We start from the raw sequence: 19,470 nt of genomic DNA on the forward strand, positions 1-19,470 counted from the left end.
CGTCTAGCGCTAAATTGAATTTGGGATTAAAAATCATGAAGTTATTAATGCTTAGCAGTTCAAAAGCTGGCAATGAAGAATATTTAAGTTCGGCAAAAAGAACGTTAATTCCGTTTTTGGAAGGCGTCAACAAGCTGCTTTTTATTCCTTATGCTGGCGTCAGTCTGACCTGGGATGACTATATAAGCAAAGTTCGTCAAGCGCTGCCTGAGTTTGAGATAGAATCAATCCACCAGCAGACGGATCCAAAGCAAGCTATCCGAGAGGCATCTGCTATTTTGGTGGGAGGAGGCAACACTTTTAACTTGCTTTACCAATTGCAACACAGGGACTTAATAAATGAGATCCGAACTGCGGTAATATCAGGTTCCCTTTATGTAGGTTGGAGTGCAGGTTCTAATATCTGTGGACCATCCATTCGCACCACCAATGATATGCCAATTATTGAACCTCAATCATTTAATGCCTTAAATTTAGTCCCTTTTCAGCTCAATCCACATTACACCGATTACCAGCCTCCTGGGCACAATGGTGAAACCAGAGATCAACGAATAGAAGAATTCTGTCTGTTGCAGCCCGATACTCCGGTGATTGGGATTAGAGAAGGTTCAGCTTTATTATTAGAGGACAGCATACTCAGTTTAAAGGGCGACTTGAGCGGTGTTATTTTTAAGCACAAAACCAAACACTTTATTAAAGCCAATGAAGATCTATCCAGTTACTTGATCGCGCATTCAATCTAACCGCCCGATAACAAAGAATAAATATAACGAATTGAGCTTGGCCTATTCATCCCATAGGCCGAGTTCATTATAGATGAAATCTCAGCGCTACCCTAGGTGGTCAAATATGCGTCCGCATCTGCGAGGAAATCACTGGCATCTTGATGCCCCTTTAAGTGAGGTATAATACCTAAACAAGGTTCAGGGAACATATCTCTCAGGCTAGCTATATTTTCTTGGCCATAGAGCATATCAGGGTCGATATGATTGCCAATCCATCCAACGACTTCTAACCCATCTTTTAGAACAGCTTCACGGGTCAAAATGGCATGATTCAAACAGCCCAACTTGAGACCTACTACCAACAACACTGGTATTTTATGCTGAATAACAAAATCTGACATAAAACGCTGATCACCGAGTGGCAGTCGCCATCCCCCCGCTCCTTCAACTACCAAAAAATCGGGGTGCTGGGTGTATAAATGTTGATAACCCTGTGAAATTTCAGCTAATGAAATACTGCGCCCCTCAAGAGCCGCTGCAATATGAGGGGCGATTGGTGCTTCAAACGCAATGGGATTCACCTCAAGGTAACTCAATGAAGGATGGCTTTCTGATTGTAATACTAAAGCATCACTGTTACGCAAGCCCTCGGCTGTTGTATCACAACCCGCTGCCACGGGTTTATATCCCGCGGTAGTGAGCCCCAAAGCATAAGCACGTTTTAAAAGCGCCGCAGCAACAAAGGTTTTTCCTGCATCGGTATCGGTGCCTGTGATAAATATTGATCTCGTCAACGTGGTTTTTCCAGCAGTAGAAAACTGACCTGATAGGTCAACGGAAGGTGTTTATTAATCGCATATTGTGATTCATAGGCGCTAGCGAGCTTCGCTAAAGTGGTTCGCGTCAAACTGGCTTTATTGCCGGTGTCCGACAGCACACCCGCGCCGATTTTTTTCACGCTATTTAGCACAGCTCTGGTATTGGCATGCCAAGTAACATAGGTTTTTTGCGCGTCTTCCACCACAAAGCCTGCGCTTCTAGCTCCTTTGACGATTTGCGCATGGGACAAAAATTGATTGACCCTGGGAATAGAGTCGACTTGCGCCCAACTGGCTTTCAATTCGTTTAATGAGCCGTCGTTCAAAATCGTCAATACCGCTTTACCACCAGGTTTGAGCACGCTAAAAACTTGCCCTAAACTTGCTTCAATTGGTATGCACCACTGCAACGCCATGCTAGAAAACACACAATCAAACTGACCTGATTCAAAGGGCAATTGCTCAGCATCAGCGACCGAAAACTGAACATTGTCAGTTTTTCCCATGTCATTCTTGGCAACCTCAATCATGCCAGAGGCTAAATCTATGCCAAACACCTTATTAAAACGATGAGCAAGTTGTCGAGTGAGTCGCCCTGTACCGCAGCCGATATCCAACGCTGAATCACCACTTTGAGGCAGCATTTGCAGCCCATCAAAACCAATATCCAACTGCACTTGCGCTATATCATTGTAAACTTTTGCGGCTTGGCCGAATTGTCTTGCAAGCCGTTGCTTAAGCAACGTATTGGATTGCTCCCTAGGATCTATCAATGGTTCGTTCATGGAACTAATTTTCACCTTGCATTGATGATGTTGTAAGTACTATCTGTAGGGCATCAACCAAAGCAGCAATGTCTTGGGGGGTGTGATCCGTGCTTAGTGTAATGCGCAATCGGTCTTGCCCCTTGGGCACGGTGGGAAAACGAATAGCCGTGACCCAAATGCCCAAATTTTTGAGTTGCTCGCTTATACTCAGGCAGTGTTGCGGATCCCCAATCAAAATAGGTTGGATGGCACTGTCTGACGATAAAAGGCTGATATTGGCTTGTAAGCACAAGCGTTTGAAATCCTTAATGTGAGTTTGTAATTTAGCTTGCTGCTGACCATCTCGAAGGGTTTGTAAGCTTGTCAGTGTCGCGCGAGCCATAGCCGGCGGCATAGCGGTACTGTAAATATAGTGTTTGGCAAAATTGATTAAATAATCAATTAAATCCGCAGAGCCTGCCACAAAAGCCCCACCGGTTCCTACAGCTTTACCAAAGGTGGCCATTAAAATGGGCACCTGTTGCTGGCTCAACCCTAGCGCTTCGATACTGCCTAGACCATATTGACCAGTCACTCCAAACCCATGGGCATCATCCACCAGCAACCAAGCGTCACTATCACTAGCAAGGGAGGCCAGCGAAATGAGCTCCCCAGCATCACCGTCCATACTAAAAATCCCTTCAGTCGCCAGTAGGGTGTCCCCCTCCCTTTCAGCCAACAACGCCTTTGCATGTTCAATGTCATTATGTTTAAAGCGTTTAAATTTAGCTTTGCTGTGCATAGCACCTTCGATGAAAGAGGCATGCATCAATTTGTCAGACAATATCGTCATCGATTCATGAGCTAGCGCTTGGCATATAGCCTGATTAGCCGCAAAACCAGAATTGAACAATAAGACTTTTTCCCGCTGCAGATTTTCAGCTAGGTAATCTTCTAAGTCTTGATGAGCTTGAGTGTGGCCAGTCACCAAAGGTGAGGCACCGCTGCCGGCGCCAAACAATGACAATCCTTCTACCCAAGATTGTAAAATCTTGATGTTTTGTCGCTGGCCAAGATAATCATTACTAGAGAAATTAAGATAATGCTGGCCATCGACTTCTATCATTGCCCCATCACAGGCACTCAACACCCGTCGCGTTCGAAACAATCCTGCTTGACGGCGCTGGTCTAATTGCTGTTTGATAAATTCAAATGCCACGGCTTAACCGATCGAGTCAGCAGTAGCGTTAGCCGTTGACGTTTTGCTGGCATCATAAAACAAGTCGTTCGAGGGTTGTGCTTGCTTCGCTTCAATTTCTTCAAGCAAGGCCGCTGCATGGGCTTCATCAGAATATTCTCTAGTCTGTTGAGAGTTAATACCCAACTTCTTAAACAACATTACATCTTCGTGAGTCTCTGGGTTTGAGGTGGTAAGCAATTTACAGCCATAAAAAATGGAATTTGCCCCGGCCATAAAGCACATCGCCTGCATTTGTTCATTCATTGATTCACGACCGGCAGACAGGCGCACAAAAGATTTGGGCATGATGATCCGAGCCACTGCAATAGTACGGATAAATTCGAAGCCATCTAAATCTTCGACATTATCTAATGGCGTTCCTTTGACTTTCACTAACATATTGATTGGCACACTTTCTGGGTGATGCTCTAAATTGGCCAATTGCATTAGCAAACTGGAACGATCTGCTGCATCTTCTCCCATACCAACAATACCGCCAGAACAGACATTCATCCCTGCATCACGAACATTTTGTAGTGTATCCAGTCGGTCTTGATAGGTCCGAGTGGTAATAATATCGCCATAATATTCAGGCGACGTATCCAAATTATGGTTGTAATAATCCAAACCAGCTTGCTGCAAAGCAACTGCTTGATCGCGGGTTAACATGCCGAGGGTCATACAGGTTTCCAAGCCGAGCTTTTTCACCTCTTTGATCATCTCAATCACATAGGGCATATCTCGCTCTTTAGGATTACGCCACGCTGCTCCCATACAAAAACGGGTAGATCCGGTTTGCTTAGCTTCTTTAGCACGTTGAATAACTTTTTCAATTTCCAGTAGGCGCTCTTTTTCCAAGCCCGTATCGTAACGTGCACTTTGCGGACAGTATTTGCAGTCTTCTGGGCAAGCTCCTGTTTTAATCGATAACAGTGTACTAACCTGCACATAGTTGGGATCAAAATGTTGCCGATGGGTTAATTGTGCTTTGAATAGCAAATCATTGAAGGGTAGCGCAAATAATGCATTTATTTGCTCTAACGTCCAATCGTGTCGAATATCACCCAATTGAGAAGAAACTGCGGGGCTGGTCATGTTTGGTCCTTTACTATCCAATTATGTTGGCTTAGTCTAAGGCGCAAAACACTATTGTCAACTCGTACCACTTCAAAAAATTTACATGTGAGCAATAATTGAACAATTCCAATTTATCTGATCTCCAATTCGACCAAAAACATATCTGGCACCCCTATACGTCGGCAGTCAACCCCCTTCCCTGTTATCAAGTTGAATCCGCCAAAGGGGTGCATTTAACCTTGCAAGATGGCGAGCAGTTGGTAGATGGCATGTCGTCTTGGTGGGCGGCTATTCATGGCTACAATCACCCAGAATTGAATCAAGCTGCAGTAGATCAATTAGGTAAAATGTCCCATGTGATGTTTGGTGGGATCACCCACCAACCTGCCATTGATTTATGCCGTCAGCTGCTCGACATTGCCCCTAAAGGTTTAGAACGAGTCTTTTTGGCTGACTCAGGCTCTGTCGCCGTTGAAGTAGCAATGAAAATGGCCTTGCAATATTGGGCATGCCAAGGCTCAACTGAGAAACATAAATTTCTAACACCGCGCAATGGTTACCACGGTGATACGTTTGCTGCGATGTCGGTATGTGACCCAGTCAATGGAATGCACAGCTTATTCAATAACGTACTGTCCCATCAAATATTCGCACCGGCGCCACAAACCCGCTTTGATCAGAATTGGAATGAGGATGATATTGCCCCACTAGAAGACTTGATCCAGGCCCATAAACATCAATTGGCCGCGCTAATAATTGAACCTGTGGTGCAAGGCGCTGGCGGGATGCGGATTTATCATCCGGAGTATCTAAAACGTTGCCGCCAATTGTGTGACGAACACGATATATTGCTCATCTGTGATGAGATAGCCACAGGTTTTGGACGAACCGGTAAGCTATTCGCTTGTGAGCATGCACAGATAAGTCCTGATATTATGTGTCTTGGTAAAGCCCTAACAGGCGGCTACATGACGCTAGCGGCCACTTTATGCAGCGAAGATGTAGCTTTAGGGGTGTGCGCAGGTGAACCTGGGGTATTTATGCACGGTCCAACTTACATGGGTAACCCTCTGGCCTGCGCGGTAGCTAATGCCAGCCTTAAATTGATCCAACAAAATCACTGGCAACAACAGGTAGCAGACATAGAGCAACAGCTTAAAGAACAGCTTTTGCCGTTAAAACAACATGTGGCAGTTGCTGATGTGAGAGTACTGGGCGCAATTGGCGTAGTGGAATGTAAACAAGCGGTCGACGTGGCGCAGTTACAGCGAATCTTTGTTGATAACGGGGTTTGGATCCGGCCTTTTGGGAAGCTGATTTATATCATGCCGCCTTTTATCATTAGCTCAGAACAACTTAGTCAGCTCACTGCCGCAATTGCGATTTCGCTACAGAGTTTAAATTAGCTAAGCGGCACATCAGCCATTCATGTCGTACAAAATCCAACTTAGCACAGTGACAGATACGGCTAGTAGTATAACCACATTAATACCAAAATAATCATTCTCGCGGCGATTCCTTAATCGCCGCATAACCAACAGCGAAGCACTGAGGATAGTGCAAAATCCCAACAGCAAAAGTAGGTAGAGACTAAGTGACATGGACCAGTCAGTTCGCCCATCGACTCCCCAATATTCTTGTACTCCAGAGATCAGTTCAGGCCTTGCATAGTGAAAAACAATCAATGAGGCGACAAAAACAACCCACGCAAAGATATTCAAGGCTAATACTATTTGGTAGAATTTATCGTGACTTCGAGGTGTCTTGCGGCGATTTTTGCCCGGCCAGTGCTCTTGTTCAATCATATTATACGTTTAGTGCCTATTTTTACTTGAGTCTGCGGTTTAGCTAAGTAAGATTACACACCTTATCAAAACAGCGTTGTATTCCGGAACGGTTATATCAGCTTATCTTGATAAATGTACAGTAAGAATCCGGATTCATCTAATACTGAATAGTAGTCGCTGAGTTTGCATTTAGCATTTTTAATGAAATAAAGCAGGTTAAAATCCTGCAGTAGTGGAGAATATCAATGGCGCACGCCCCTGTGGTTGACGTTTTAGCTGGCAAGTATCCAATTGGAGAAAAGCTAATCATTAAAGGATGGGTTAGAACCCGCAGAGATTCAAAAGCAGGCTTGTCGTTTATTAATCTACACGACGGCAGTTGCTTCGATCCAGTTCAGGTTATCGCCCAGAGTGATTTAGCAAACTATGCAGAAATACAAAAATTAACCACCGGTTGTTCTATTGCCGTCACAGGTGAAGTAAAAGCCTCTGAAGGTCAAGGACAAGCGATTGAGATCCAAGCCAATCAAATTGAAATCTTAGGCATGGTTGAAAATCCCGATACTTATCCAATGTCGCCAAAGCGTCACAGTATTGAGTATTTGCGTGAACATGCCCATCTACGTCCGCGTACCAACGTAATTGGCGCTGTGATGCGTGTACGTAACTGTTTATCCCAAGCCATACACAGGTTCTTCCATGAACAGGGCTACTTCTGGATAAGCACACCAATTTTGACTGCAAGTGATACCGAAGGTGCGGGTGAGATGTTCCGTGTGTCTACCTTAGACATGATGAATGTCCCAAAAACAGAAGCCGGTGAAGTTGATTACTCACAAGACTTCTTTGGCAAAGAAACCTATTTAACCGTTTCAGGTCAGCTAAACGCCGAAACCTACTGTACGGCTTTATCAAAGGTTTATACCTTTGGTCCTACCTTTCGGGCGGAAAATTCCAACACCAGCCGCCATCTGGCCGAATTTTGGATGATAGAACCAGAAGTCGCATTTGCTGACTTATCGGATGTCGCCCAATTGGCTGAAGATCTATTGAAGTACGTATTCAAAGCGGTATTAGCTGAGCGCGCCGACGATATGGCATTTTTTGCCCAACGTATTAATAAAGACGCCATTAGCCGCTTGGAAAAAGTGATCGATCAAGAATTCGTCAGAATGGATTACACCGACGCCATCGAAATATTGCAAAACTGCGGTAAGCAGTTCGAATTCCCAGTGGAATGGGGCGTTGATTTATCGTCTGAACACGAGCGCTATTTAGCCGAAGAACATGTTGGTGCCCCCATCATCATGCAAAATTATCCAAAGGACATTAAAGCTTTCTACATGCGTATCAATGACGATGGTAAAACCGTCGCTGCTATGGATGTATTAGCCCCTGGTATCGGTGAAATTATCGGTGGCTCACAACGTGAAGAACGCCTTGATGTGTTCGACCGTCGTCTAGAGGAAATGGGCCTAGATAAAGAAGATTACGGTTGGTATCGTGATTTACGTCGTTATGGTAGTGTACCCCATTCAGGCTTTGGTCTTGGATTTGAACGCTTAGTGGCCTATGTAACTGGTATGCAAAATGTACGCGATGTTATCCCCTTCCCGCGCACACCTGGTAACGCTAACTACTAATTAGACGTGCAATAAGTTGAACCTAAAAGCCATCAAATAAGATGGCTTTTTTAATGCTCAAAATTTACTTTAGTGATAAGTTAGCCATAGTAAAAGGAATCGCTAAGCATCTATGTCAAAATTACAGGCCGACTTATTTTCACAACAAGATAACCAGGAGCTACTCAAACAAGCTGCTGACTTTGCCTATAGCTACACTAAAAATCTTCCCAAGATGCGTTCATTTCCAAATCAACAAAGCCTGAGTCTGCTTAAAGAATTGAATATCCCCTTACCTGAAGCCAGTGAAGACCCCGCAAAAATTCTTGGCCAACTGAACCACATAGGCGCACAAAATACCGTGCCCTATTCGGTTGGTCGTTATTTTGGTTTTGTAAATGGTGGTGCGCTGCCTATTGGGCTTGCCGCAAAATGGATGGCTGATGTCTGGGATCAAAATGCTGGGCTGTATGTGATGTCCCCAATTGCCGCTCAAACCGAGAGCGTCTGTCAACGATGGTTAACTGAGCTTTTTTCATTGCCCCACGGTAGTGTCGCAGGTTTAGTGGGTGGCACCTCGGTAGCTACATTATGTGGGCTGGCCGCTGCCCGTTATCGACAACTATCAAAATTAAATTGGGACCTAACAGAACGCGGCCTGTTTGGGGCGCCGTCGCTGCGCATCATTGTCGGTACTCAGACTCATGGCACTGTTATTAAAATGCTGAATTTGCTCGGTTTTGGTCGCCAACAGCTAGAATGGGTCGAATGTGATAAGCAAGGCAGAATGAAGGTAGACCAACTACCTGAACTGGATCAAAGCTGTATATTAATTTTGCAAGCTGGCAATGTCTGTAGCGGTGCTTTCGATAACTTTAGCCAGCTTATACCCCAAGCGAATGAGGCAGGCTGCTGGGTCCATGTTGATGGTGCCTTTGGCTTATGGGCCAGCGCATCAAAACAGTTTGACTCACTTACCCAAGGCGTTGAATTAGCCAATTCTTGGTCAGTAGATGGACACAAAACCTTAAATACACCCTACGATTGCGGGATTATTTTGTGCTCTGATCAAGATGCGCTAACTCACGCCCTTCATCAGCAAGGTTCATATATTCAGGCCAGTGATGAGCGTGATAATATGAACTTCACACCGGATATGTCACGTCGTGCCCGAGGAATAGAGCTGTGGGCCTGTATGCGATACTTAGGTCGAAAGGGCATAGCCCAATTGGTTGAGCTGTTGCATCAGCGGGCAGTCTATATAGCATCACAATTAGCCAAGAACGGCTTTAAAGTGGTAAATGATGTGGTGTTCAATCAGGTAATCATCCAGTGTGAAAACGATGAGATAACCCAAGCAACATTGAAGGCATTGCAACGCTCCGGTGAGCTCTGGTGCGTTGGAGCTAAGTGGCAAGAGCGAAGCATTATAAGGATTAGTATTTGTTCCTGGGCAACCACCGTTGATGATATTGACTGTTCGGTGGCTACTTTCATCAAAGCGCATCGCTGCGCCTTGTCCATTTAAGTTTCTGGCAGAACATGACTAGCACTCACCATCTCCCAAATAGCAACGTCTATGCTAACAAACACGTTACTATCGTTACCTGCCATGAATGCGATAACAAAGTGGCACTGCCATTTTTATCTAATCGGCAAACCGCAACTTGCCCTAGATGTGGCTTTGTATTAACTCGTTTTAACCAGCATTCCGTCCAAAGCATTATTGCCTTTAGTATTGCTGCTTTGATCTTTTTAGGCTTGTCTTTGCCATTTAACTTTCTGGGTTTCAGTGCCAATGGTCAAGAACAGTCCATCGGTATTATCTCTGGTATCCAAGTTCTTATAGAGGAAGGAGATATTGTGCTGGCCATTTTACAAATGCTGTCAATCGTTGTGATACCCGCCATGGTATTAATCGGTATTTTGCTTGTGGTATGCCCATTACAACTAGGACTATCATGGCCTTTCTCTAAACGTATCTTAACCTTGGTTTTTAGCATAATCCCATGGAGCATGGCTGAAATATTTCTCATTGGGGTATTGGTCAGTTTGGTGAAAGTCAGTTCATTGGCGGACATTAGTCTGGGGATGTCTTTCTACGCTTACATTGGGTTTACCCTGTGTTTGATTGCGGCAATATTGTATATGGACAAACATCAATTATATTTGGCGGTGGCAAAACGACCCCACCAGCCGGCCAAATTACACAAATCTGAAAGTCTTCAGCGAACATGGGCACTGCTTTGCACCTCTATTTTGTTTTACATTCCAGCCAATACCCTACCCATCATGCACACTTACCTTTTGGGCACTGATGAACCCAGTACCATTTTAGGGGGAGTTATTTTATTATGGCAATCAGGCTCTTACCCAATCGCAATAGTGATTTTCATTGCCAGCGTGATTGTCCCTGTCGGTAAATTACTGATCTTAATCTGGCTCAATTACACGGTACAAAAAGGTAAAGATAGTCGACACTCTGAACGGATTTTTTGGTACCGGGTGACGGAGTTTATCGGCAGATGGTCGATGATTGATATATTTGTAGTCGCAATACTGGTGAGTCTAATTCAGTTAGGCAATACCATGAGTGTTTATCCAGGACCCGCAGCCCTAGCTTTTTGTGGAGTTGTCGTTTTAACTATGTTGGCAGCAATGACCTTCGATACACGATTGATATGGACAAATTCGGTGAATAACAATGAACAAAGATGACAACAATCAACATGAAGTGCAGCACGCGATTGTGTCACAAAGTCGCCGTATCTCTAAAATTTGGCTAATTCCACTGCTCGCTCTATCCATTGGGGTCTGGATGGTATATCACCAGTGGGCCAATCAAGGACCACTAATCACCATTGAGTTTGTTTCAGCAACCGGCATTGAAGCTGATAAAACCAAAATCAGAACCAAAGATGTTCAAGTTGGTGTAGTAAAAAAAGTGGCGCTCAAAGCTGATATGAGTGGCGTGCTGGTTACGGCCCGAATTGAGCCAAGCGCAGCGCACTTGTTAAAATCAAACAGTAGCTTTTGGTTAGTTAGACCAAGAGTTTCACTCAGCGGAGTTTCAGGCTTAAGCACATTGCTATCAGGCCCTTATATTACCTTAGAGCCCAGTCAAGATGATAATGTGAATGAAAGTGTTGAGCCCATCACCTCTTATGTCGCCTTGGAAAACCCTCCAGTTACGCCGGCAGGCACACCCGGCCTGCAAATCACTTTAAACAGCAACGCCGAATTCGCCTTTAAAGAAGGCGATCCCATTGTTTATAAAGGCCTCAAAGTGGGAGAATTTGAAGATATTTATTTCAATGTTGAAGAACGAGTTGTTTACTACAATGCCTTTATCGAAGCGCCTTACCACAAGCTAATTACTGAAAACACAAAATTTTGGAACACCAGTGGTGTGCGATTCGAGTTGGCTGCCAACGGTATCGAAGTGCAAACCGGCAGCTTGGAAACTATGCTAACAAATGGCGTAACCTTTGGTATTCCTCAAGGAATGCCCGCAGGAGATGTGATCACCAAACGCGCCTACTTTGATATATATCGTGATTATGATACCGCTGTAAACGAGCGGTATAAATTAGGCGTGAATTTTATTATCTTAATCAAGGACACCATACGGGGTCTAACCGTAGGAGCACCGGTTGAATATCGAGGCCTTGAAATCGGTAAAGTATTAGAGATTAATTTACCCGGTGTGGCCAACGAAGAATTTTTAGATGAAGGCTATGCGATTCCCATTTTGATCACTATTCAGCCCAGCCGCGTCCAGCAACCAGATAACCGTCAGGGTGCAGTATTCGTAAAATCCCAAATTTTAAGATGGGTCGATCAAGGACTTAGAGCGTCATTGAAAATTGGCAATATTATCACCGGTGGTCTCTATGTTGATCTGCAGCACTACGAAGATCTGGATCAACATACGCCGCAGACATTCTTAGGCTATAACGTGATACCCACCACCAGTGGTGAGTTTGCGCAAATTACCCAAAAAGTCAGTGATGTATTGGACAACATCAACACGATTCCCTTTGCAGAGCTTTCTACTCGTGCCAGTACTTTGCTGGCAACACTTAATCAAACCGGTCAAAGCATTGAGCAAACGGCTGGCTCGTTAAACCAAGTCTTAAGGGATGTGACAGATCAATCAACCAGTGATCATTTAAATGACACCTTGATTAGTCTAGATGGACTCCTCAAAGATTATTCTCAAGGATCAGACAGCAATGATGAACTTATCTCCACCATGCAAAAATTTCAGTTAACCTTGGATCAACTCGCGCCCCTTTTACAGCAACTTAACCAGACCCCAAATAGCTTAATCTTTGCCGATGGCACGCAACCGGTGATTGAACCTAGAGCAAAAAACACTGGTAACAAGGATGGCAATAATGAATAAATTACTGTTGTGTTCAATAATAATGTTATTGGCGGCCTGCTCTAGCAGTCCAGTTCAGAACATTAACTATTATTTACTAAGCGATACTAGCGCGCTGGCAGCAGAGAACCGGCGTGACCCAGCTAAACCCATTGTAGTATTAAAGCAGGTACGTTTATCTGGCTATTTAGACAGAGCAAATTTGGCCATGCAATTAAAAGATCACCAGCTATATTATTCCAAACAAGACTTTTGGGCTGAGCCGTTACAACTGGGTATTCAAAAGGCCCTGTTAGCAGATATGAGTTCGGCAGCCAGCCCAATTGAGTTGGTCTCTGCCGCATCTCCGCTAGCACGTCAAAGTCATAGCCAGTTGAGTATTCAAATTGATCACTTTATCTCTACTTATCAGTCGCAAGTTTTGATATCCGGACAATACTGGTTACAAACCACGGCACAAGAAGAGCAGCAAAGCCGCGTAGAAGTGAGAGCGTTTAAATTTGTGGCTGAACTGCACCAAGACGGCTATGCTCATTCTGTCAGTCAATTACGGGCGCTGGTAACTCAGATGAGTCAGCAAGTCTCAGAAACCTCAAAGGCGATGATTGAAAATGGTGTTAAACTTTAATAATTTGCTGAAAAATCATCTGCATTCAGGTAACAATACCAGTCAAACTTACGAGGTAAACCAGCAAATTTTCGTGGTGAATCTATTTTCCCTAATCGGGCTAATAGTCACTTTTATCCTATCAATGAGTGCCCTATATCGAGACGAAAAGGTGTTAAGTAGCTTGCTGCTTGTCGCCGCTATCGTGTTCTTAATCGCTCACCAAATTCATCGTATTAAAAGCATAACGCACCCTTACATTGTTTCACGCAGAATTATTCACTATTGCCTGTTAGCCCTGATGATTTCGGTAGTTTACACCGGTGGTTATGCCAATACTGGCCCATTGTGGATATATATAGTGCCACCTTTTGCATTTTTCTTCGCGGGTCTTAAAAAAGGATTGGTTAATATTGGGGTTTTCATCAGTATTATCAGTATTATGCTGTTTTTCCCAAATGAATTGCTGCTGCAAGCTAGTTACAGCTACGAATTTAAATCCCGCTTAATATATTCATTCTTAACGGTCACGTTTTTATTCGGCGTGTATGAATACACCCGGCATAGATCATTCGAAATGATGCAACAATTAAGTGATAGATTTGAACAACAGGCCATGCATGATCCACTTACACTGCTGCCAAATCGCCGGGCTATGCGCGAATATTTGGACTATGAGTTCAACCGTGCACAACGAAGCAAAGTGGATATGTCGGTGCTGTTATGTGATATCGACCATTTTAAAGCCATCAACGATAATTTCGGTCATGACGGCGGCGACAGTGTTTTACAACAGCTAGCCAATTTATTTACTCAGACATTGCGAAAACAAGATAAGATTGCCCGTTGGGGAGGCGAAGAGTTTCTATTGTTGCTCCCGGAAACCAATGCCCATGACGCCTTCACCTTAGCAGAGAAAATCCGTTTAAAAGTAGCAGATAGCGTGTTTATACATGACGGCAAAGAGATAACTATGACCCTTAGCATTGGTGTGAATGAGGTCACGCCAAACACCTCAATTGATAAAGCAATCGGTCTGGCGGATCACTTTTTATACCAAGCCAAAGAAGGTGGCAGAAACCGTACTATGCCCTCAAGAGACAAGTTAGCATCTCATTAAAATAGCAACCAGCAGGTTTTGCTATTTGAAGATGCTAAAAACGTAAAGTAGTTTTCAAACCTCAATGAAAAGGGTTTTAACGTTAGAGTTCCACTGTAAAAAAGCGCCGACAACCTTACCCTTTGGTGAGTAAATCATAGAACTTCAAGGTCACTCCGTTGGTCCAACCAAATCCATGTTGCACTTCATATTCGCCACCTTGGGCCAATTGCGCAGCACTTATCACATCGTATTTTTCCATCAAATTACCATGTTGTTGAAAATGATTTTCCACCGTATTCAGCCATCTTTGCATAATCAACTCAGCCAGATTAGTGTTGGCATAATTACGCGCAGCTTGCACGGTAAACCAGTGTAGTGGTGCCCAGCCATTGGGGGAGTCCCACTGCTGAGAGGTGTGCTCAGTAGTTGTGATCAGTCCACCAGTGCAGACAAAATCGTGTGCAATGCATTGCAGAACCGACTCGGCTTGAGCGTCGTTGGCCATTTCCACAAATAAAGGGACTGCTGCGGCCAGTGATTTCACCGTGGTTTGCTGCGCGGCGACGAAATTGTAGTCATAATAAAATTGCCGTTGAGTATCCCACAAATAATAATCTATCGCCTGTTTACGTTTATCAGCATTTTCACTAAATTCAATTGCCCTAGCATGCTGACCTAGCAAGGTGTGATATTTCGCCAGTAATTTTTCAACTTTCCACAACAGTGCATTCAAATCAACGGGGATAATATGGGTAGTTTGAATCGAGGATAAATTATTGTGCTCAGCCAACCAGCGTGAACTAAAGTCCCATCCCGACTCACAAGCGGCTCGTATATTTCGATAATAATCATTCCGCTGGGACGCCTCTAGGGCACTGGCAGCCTCCATATCTTCTCGATAAGATTCAGGTCGAGGCGTAGCGCTATCATCCCAATAGCGGTTCAACACCTGTGAGTTTGGCATGCGAACTACCCGACGCTTAGCGCAATCCGACACCGACAAATTTTGGGCCCCATCCATCCAGAAGCGATATTCGGTTTCTAAGCCCGCAACAGTAGCAGCGATGAAATTCAGCTTTTCTTGCTCATCTGTCTGCGCTTCAACGATAAGGTCAATCATTAATCCTAGTACTGGAGGCTGAGAGCGTGAGCGGTAGTAGTTGCGATTGCCATTTGGAATACACCCCACTTGTTGTTGTAATTCAATGAAATTGTAAATCATTGATTTAACCAAGGCTTCTCGCCCTGAAATCATCAGTCCCAAGGCGGTGAAATAGCTATCCCAATAATAAATTTCACGAAACCGTCCTCCAGGCACTAAATAGCCATGCTGCAAAGGGATCAGAGAATCATTTTGTGGATGGTCGGGTTGTCTGGCTAGTTTATCCCACAAGGCTTCTATTTGTGAGCGCACATCTTGGCTTATCACATCCCTTAACTCCAACGGCTGGGGCAAATCAAAATGTGCATTTACGAAACTGCGAAGATTAAAATCGCTAGCAGATACTTGCTGGTCGTAGTGCTGAGTCACCTTGGCATAATCGCACTTAGGTAATGCATCAGCAAAGGCTTTGCTATCGTCGAAAAGCCCCGCCATTTGTACAGCGTGAAACAACTCACTGTCCAAAAAGGCTAGATTGTCTTGCACATCATATTTAGGGTGTTGGGAGTACGTCATTTTGCTGATCTCAAAAACTATGTAGGCGACGGGGTAGTCTTACGTCGGAAAAAATAAAGGCTCAAAGCAATACCCAGCATAGGTATAAGCGCGCTATAAAATGCATTTTGACCACCAAAAATGTCAAAGATGTAACCGGTGAGAATAGAGCCTGTTGTGCCTCCTAGCGCAGAGAAAACTACAATAAGCCCTGTCATAGCGGCATGGTGGGATTTATTTAGGGAACTTAACATAACTGAATTTAAAATGGGGTATATGGGCGCCATTAATAAGCCAATCAAAGGTAAAATATATGCAGCCAAAGGGGCATCCCAGATACTATCAACGCCAGCGGGAACTAAGTCTTTAGTTAAGGGTAGGATCAACAGCATCAAAATCGCCATGCCAAGCAAACACACATTCAAAAAACCATACCAGTTGAATACCCGCAGAACCTGACCGGCGAGCAGGCGTCCAACGGCAATAGATGCTGCAAATAAACTAGTAACTTGAATACTGATATTCACCGGTAAGTGAAGTATTTCGTTGTTAAAGGTAGGCAGCCAAGTACCTATGCCCTGCTCGACCAACACATATAAAAAGATCGACAGCACAAAAATAAGCACCAAAGGCTTATAGGCCAGTTTGATCATCTGCAGAAAGTCATCTTTTAATTTTACGCTTTGGCTACTTTTTTGCGGTTTTTCTATCGGTGCAAAAAAAGTGAAAATAATGGTAATACCAATTAAGAACGCCAAAAAGAAATATACATTCAGCCATTGTGCCGAATCGCTTGGTTGCTCGCCGATAAAGCTGCTAAACACCCAATAACCGGATAAAACACCCAGCATGAAGATCCCTTCAATGGTATTGAGTAACGACGCATGGCCCTTTGCATCATGGCTTAACTGGCCAATAATTGAATAAACCGACACTTTAACCAAAGCAAAAGAGGTCCCGATACAAGCAAACAGCACTTGGATCATTACAAATTCATTGACTAGTGGCGTGACTAAACAAGCAAGCAGAACTAATAATAGTCCCGCTAACAGGGCTATTTTGTAACCTATTCGCGGAATAAATGAGGCAATGACAAATGACACCAAAGCAATTGACAGATCTTTAAACCCTTCGAGAGTACTCGCATGAGGTTTACTGATATCAAAGCTGTTAATTGATTGCAGAATGACAGGTCCGACGCTATTGAGCAAAATCGCGAAGGTAAAATAACAGGCGGCAATCGCGACTATTGTCATCAATCGAGACATGGGGTTTAGAGTGTTAACTTGCAAAATGATCAATCCAAAAAATGTAGCGGTTTATTGCTTGTGGCGTGCGAATTGAGGTTAACCAAAACAACAGCACCTTGCAATCCAGCAAGGTGCTTTGAGATTAACGCAGGTTAGAAGTCGTAACTTACGCTAAAGGTAGCTGAGCGCGGCAAAATGAAACGACCATTTGGCGACGTTGGGTTTCTAGGGTCACCTTCGGTCAACGCGTCTTCATCGGTCACATTTTGCATGGCAAATTCGAATTGCATACCGTTGTCATGTTGAATAATCAGACCTATATCTAATTTTTCATAGCCTTCCAATACGACGGTATTCTCGTTATCGGCATAACGATCATCAACCGCAGAAAGGGTGCCATACAGGTTTAGCACGTAATTGACCATTTCAAATTCATAACTTGGGGTCAAACGAAGTTGCCAACCCGGTTGACGCTGCGCTTCGTTACCTTCATTTGTCGCGCTGTCGGTAATTTCAGGATTTTGAATTGTTGCATTCAAAGTAACAGAGAAGCCAGTGTCATTGTAATAAGCCGCATCTAGCTCTACACCGTAAGCTTGGTTCGTTAGTACTTCAGTAGGTCCACCGGGAACGCGAGTAAAGGTATCACCTTTGACTTCATTATAGAAACCCGTGGCATAGAGGTAGTAATTGGATTTGGCCAGCTTATAGCCTAGTTCAAATTGGGTCACCTCTTTGATCAGATCTTCACCGTTTTCATAAGCACCAAAGTTGTCACGAAAATCATCAAAGTAAGGCATTTTGCTACCTTCACTGTAGCGAGCAAAAATACCCATATCTTCTTGCAACTGCCAGTTCGCCCCGAGGGTAATTGCAGTATCGTTTTCATCATATTGCACTGCTTTGTTAATCACTCCATCGAGACCCTCATCAACGGTGTATTCAATTTCATGATTCTCTTGGCGCACACCAATATCAGCAGAAAGCGTATCGCTTAACTGATATTCAAAGGCAGCATAGAGCGCCCGCGTATTGCCGTCACCAGTAGAGTTAATATCATAGTTCCAGCCACAACTATCTTCATTGTCGTTACAGGCTATACCGGTTAGGTTTTCACCACCTGGGGCAATTACATGATAGGAATGATTACCAATTGACCACCAGTCGTTAGCAGAAAAACTGCTGGTAAATAAACCCACTGTTGCTGAGAAGTTATCGCCTTTTTTGGTCAATGCTAAATCGTTGGTAAATGATTCGATTTGCTTTCTGACTACCCAACGGCCTATCTGTTGTACCAAGGTATCACCGTCGTAAGTATTGCCTGTTACCGCGCCAATCGCTGATTGGCCGTTGTCGGCAACAGTAGATAAGGCTACGGCATCGCCATTTGGCACTAAACCCAAGGTATCAGCGTTGCCAGAGGTATAGGCGAAACGGTCGACAAAGGCCCAATCTCCGTCTAGGTCCAAATTAATACTACCGCCGGAAATAGAGCCATCCCAGCCGCGGCCTTCACCAAAATCGAATGCCTCAGATTCACCTTCTGGACCATACTGAATAGATGCTTGGCGATTTAAAGTGCCGAGTTGCGTGTAGCTATTATCTACCCCTGCCACCAACGGCGTAGGTAGATACCAAGCACCATGATCATCAGTATTACGGGTGAATAAGTTGATCTTACCGTTATCCAATACTTTAGTAATATTAATGGTAATTTGATGGCCTTTCTCAGAATCAAAACCCGCATCTCTGATCCCTGGACTTTGCTGCACATAACCACCGATCATAAAATATAAGTCTTCCGCTAGCGCACCGCTAACCAAAGCATCCACTCGTTGCAAATTATAATCTGAAGTGGTGTATTTCACTCGGCCTTCAGTTGACTCTCCGCCCTCTTTAAGCATGAAGTTGGTGGTCAAGCCAGGCTGACCATTTGACACAACGGAACTAGGACCACCACGTAGTGCATCCATAAAATCAATGGTTTCATCAATTCTGAACATTGAAGAGTTTTCTAAAAAGGACAAGGTAGGAGGCGTATAAACCGGTATACCTTGCAATTGCACGGTTAAAAATGGGGCATCTCCACCACCGGGAAATCCTCGCACAAACACGTTTGCGCCCGCTACTCCACCTGAGCTTTCAGCCCAGACGCCAGGAATGGCTTTAAATAAATCGGCAGTACTTTTTGGAGCAAGCTTCTTAATATCGTCTTCACCCAAAATGGATGAAGCATAACTTGCGTCGACTTTTCGAACAGATTGGCCACTAGCCGTACCCGTCACCACGATTTGTTCTACATAATCTTGTTTTTCATTTTTAACTTTTTCTGCTTCTTGAGCCCGGGCTAATGATGGAAGCGCAAGTGCGATACTAGCTGCGAGCAAGGTGTGTGCAAATTGTGTGTGTTTCATTTCGTTGTACCTGTTAGATGTTAAATTCGACGCATATA

General features: G+C 44.1%; 16 protein-coding genes. 8 read left to right on the top strand and 8 right to left on the bottom strand.

Translation table 11 applies throughout. The features are described 5' to 3' along the window. Positions 1-35: 35 nt before the first annotated feature. A complete protein-coding gene (pepE, locus tag QR722_RS11915) occupies positions 36-743 on the top strand; it encodes a dipeptidase PepE (RefSeq protein ID WP_286283073.1) in 708 nt (235 codons plus the stop codon). 92 nt (positions 744-835) lie between these two features. Here the strand turns inward: pepE and bioD are convergent, their stop codons facing one another. From bioD to bioB, 4 genes are read right to left on the bottom strand one after another with little or no spacing between them, the layout of a single operon-like run. After that, the gene (gene bioD, locus QR722_RS11920) at positions 836-1,519 is read right to left on the bottom strand and encodes a dethiobiotin synthase (RefSeq protein WP_286283074.1); all 684 of its coding nucleotides are present in this window, start codon (positions 1,517-1,519) and stop codon (positions 836-838) included. Next, entirely contained in the window at positions 1,516-2,328 is an 813-nt protein-coding gene (locus QR722_RS11925) for a methyltransferase domain-containing protein (protein WP_286283075.1), read from the bottom strand. Before QR722_RS11925 ends, bioD begins: the two co-directional genes overlap by 4 nt. A gap of 4 nt (positions 2,329-2,332) precedes the next feature. Beyond that, complete coding sequence (locus tag QR722_RS11930) at positions 2,333-3,508, bottom strand: aminotransferase class I/II-fold pyridoxal phosphate-dependent enzyme (protein ID WP_286283077.1); 1,176 nt, start codon at positions 3,506-3,508, stop codon at positions 2,333-2,335. A gap of 3 nt (positions 3,509-3,511) precedes the next feature. Further along, the gene (gene bioB, locus QR722_RS11935; protein ID WP_286283078.1) at positions 3,512-4,624 is read right to left on the bottom strand and encodes a biotin synthase BioB; all 1,113 of its coding nucleotides are present in this window, start codon (positions 4,622-4,624) and stop codon (positions 3,512-3,514) included. Between the two features lie 98 nt (positions 4,625-4,722). On the opposite strand from bioB, the gene bioA reads away from it, so the two are divergent. Next, positions 4,723-6,012 carry an adenosylmethionine--8-amino-7-oxononanoate transaminase gene (bioA, locus tag QR722_RS11940; protein ID WP_286283079.1) on the top strand — a complete coding sequence of 430 codons (1,290 nt, stop codon included), beginning with the start codon at positions 4,723-4,725 and terminating at the stop codon, positions 6,010-6,012. Positions 6,013-6,024: 12 nt separating this feature from the next. Here bioA and QR722_RS11945 read toward each other — a convergent pair whose 3' ends face one another. Next, positions 6,025-6,411 (bottom strand): hypothetical protein, encoded by a 387-nt coding sequence (locus tag QR722_RS11945; protein WP_286283080.1) that lies wholly within the window; start codon positions 6,409-6,411, stop codon positions 6,025-6,027. A 227-nt stretch (positions 6,412-6,638) separates the two neighbouring features. Between QR722_RS11945 and asnS the strand changes: the two genes are divergently transcribed. From asnS to QR722_RS11975, 6 genes are all read left to right on the top strand, one after another. Further along, a complete protein-coding gene (gene asnS / locus QR722_RS11950) occupies positions 6,639-8,036 on the top strand; it encodes an asparagine--tRNA ligase (protein ID WP_286283081.1) in 1,398 nt (465 codons plus the stop codon). Between the two features lie 112 nt (positions 8,037-8,148). Beyond that, on the top strand, positions 8,149-9,543 hold the full coding sequence (locus QR722_RS11955; RefSeq protein ID WP_286283082.1) for a pyridoxal phosphate-dependent decarboxylase family protein: 1,395 nt from the start codon (positions 8,149-8,151) through the stop codon (positions 9,541-9,543). Between the two features lie 14 nt (positions 9,544-9,557). After that, positions 9,558-10,733 carry a paraquat-inducible protein A gene (locus tag QR722_RS11960; protein ID WP_286283083.1) on the top strand — a complete coding sequence of 392 codons (1,176 nt, stop codon included), beginning with the start codon at positions 9,558-9,560 and terminating at the stop codon, positions 10,731-10,733. Continuing rightward, positions 10,720-12,423, top strand: coding sequence for an intermembrane transport protein PqiB (pqiB, locus tag QR722_RS11965; RefSeq protein ID WP_286283084.1), 1,704 nt, complete (start codon positions 10,720-10,722; stop codon positions 12,421-12,423). Before QR722_RS11960 ends, pqiB begins: the two co-directional genes overlap by 14 nt. Continuing rightward, entirely contained in the window at positions 12,416-13,030 is a 615-nt protein-coding gene (locus tag QR722_RS11970; RefSeq protein WP_286283085.1) for a PqiC family protein, read from the top strand. Before pqiB ends, QR722_RS11970 begins: the two co-directional genes overlap by 8 nt. Next, a complete protein-coding gene (locus QR722_RS11975) occupies positions 13,014-14,129 on the top strand; it encodes a GGDEF domain-containing protein (protein ID WP_286287656.1) in 1,116 nt (371 codons plus the stop codon). The genes QR722_RS11970 and QR722_RS11975 overlap by 17 nt, the downstream gene beginning before the upstream one ends. Positions 14,130-14,244: 115 nt before the next feature. Here QR722_RS11975 and treF read toward each other — a convergent pair whose 3' ends face one another. The 3 genes from treF to QR722_RS11990 form a co-directional block, all read right to left on the bottom strand. After that, positions 14,245-15,789, bottom strand: coding sequence for an alpha,alpha-trehalase TreF (treF, locus tag QR722_RS11980; RefSeq protein ID WP_286283086.1), 1,545 nt, complete (start codon positions 15,787-15,789; stop codon positions 14,245-14,247). A 17-nt stretch (positions 15,790-15,806) separates the two neighbouring features. Next, complete coding sequence (locus QR722_RS11985) at positions 15,807-17,036, bottom strand: MFS transporter (protein WP_286287658.1); 1,230 nt, start codon at positions 17,034-17,036, stop codon at positions 15,807-15,809. Positions 17,037-17,170: 134 nt separating this feature from the next. Further along, complete coding sequence (locus tag QR722_RS11990) at positions 17,171-19,432, bottom strand: TonB-dependent receptor (RefSeq protein ID WP_286283087.1); 2,262 nt, start codon at positions 19,430-19,432, stop codon at positions 17,171-17,173. Positions 19,433-19,470 lie beyond the last annotated feature (38 nt).

The organism is Aliiglaciecola sp. LCG003, assembly GCF_030316135.1.
Taxonomy (GTDB): domain Bacteria; phylum Pseudomonadota; class Gammaproteobacteria; order Enterobacterales; family Alteromonadaceae; genus Aliiglaciecola.

Excerpts from the sequence above, each read along its gene's own strand:
- treF (WP_286283086.1), bottom strand. The coding sequence starts at position 15,789 with ATGACGTACTCCCAACACCCTAAATATGATGTGCAAGACAATCTAGCC.
- bioB (WP_286283078.1), bottom strand. The coding sequence starts at position 4,624 with ATGACCAGCCCCGCAGTTTCTTCTCAATTGGGTGATATTCGACACGAT.
- QR722_RS11955 (WP_286283082.1), top strand. The coding sequence starts at position 8,149 with ATGTCAAAATTACAGGCCGACTTATTTTCACAACAAGATAACCAGGAG.
- QR722_RS11960 (WP_286283083.1), top strand. The coding sequence starts at position 9,558 with ATGACTAGCACTCACCATCTCCCAAATAGCAACGTCTATGCTAACAAA.
- QR722_RS11985 (WP_286287658.1), bottom strand. The coding sequence starts at position 17,036 with ATGTCTCGATTGATGACAATAGTCGCGATTGCCGCCTGTTATTTTACC.
- QR722_RS11975 (WP_286287656.1), top strand. The coding sequence starts at position 13,014 with ATGGTGTTAAACTTTAATAATTTGCTGAAAAATCATCTGCATTCAGGT.
- QR722_RS11945 (WP_286283080.1), bottom strand. The coding sequence starts at position 6,411 with ATGATTGAACAAGAGCACTGGCCGGGCAAAAATCGCCGCAAGACACCT.
- QR722_RS11970 (WP_286283085.1), top strand. The coding sequence starts at position 12,416 with ATGAATAAATTACTGTTGTGTTCAATAATAATGTTATTGGCGGCCTGC.
- pqiB (WP_286283084.1), top strand. The coding sequence starts at position 10,720 with ATGAACAAAGATGACAACAATCAACATGAAGTGCAGCACGCGATTGTG.
- QR722_RS11990 (WP_286283087.1), bottom strand. The coding sequence starts at position 19,432 with ATGAAACACACACAATTTGCACACACCTTGCTCGCAGCTAGTATCGCA.
- QR722_RS11925 (WP_286283075.1), bottom strand. The coding sequence starts at position 2,328 with ATGAACGAACCATTGATAGATCCTAGGGAGCAATCCAATACGTTGCTT.
- asnS (WP_286283081.1), top strand. The coding sequence starts at position 6,639 with ATGGCGCACGCCCCTGTGGTTGACGTTTTAGCTGGCAAGTATCCAATT.
- pepE (WP_286283073.1), top strand. The coding sequence starts at position 36 with ATGAAGTTATTAATGCTTAGCAGTTCAAAAGCTGGCAATGAAGAATAT.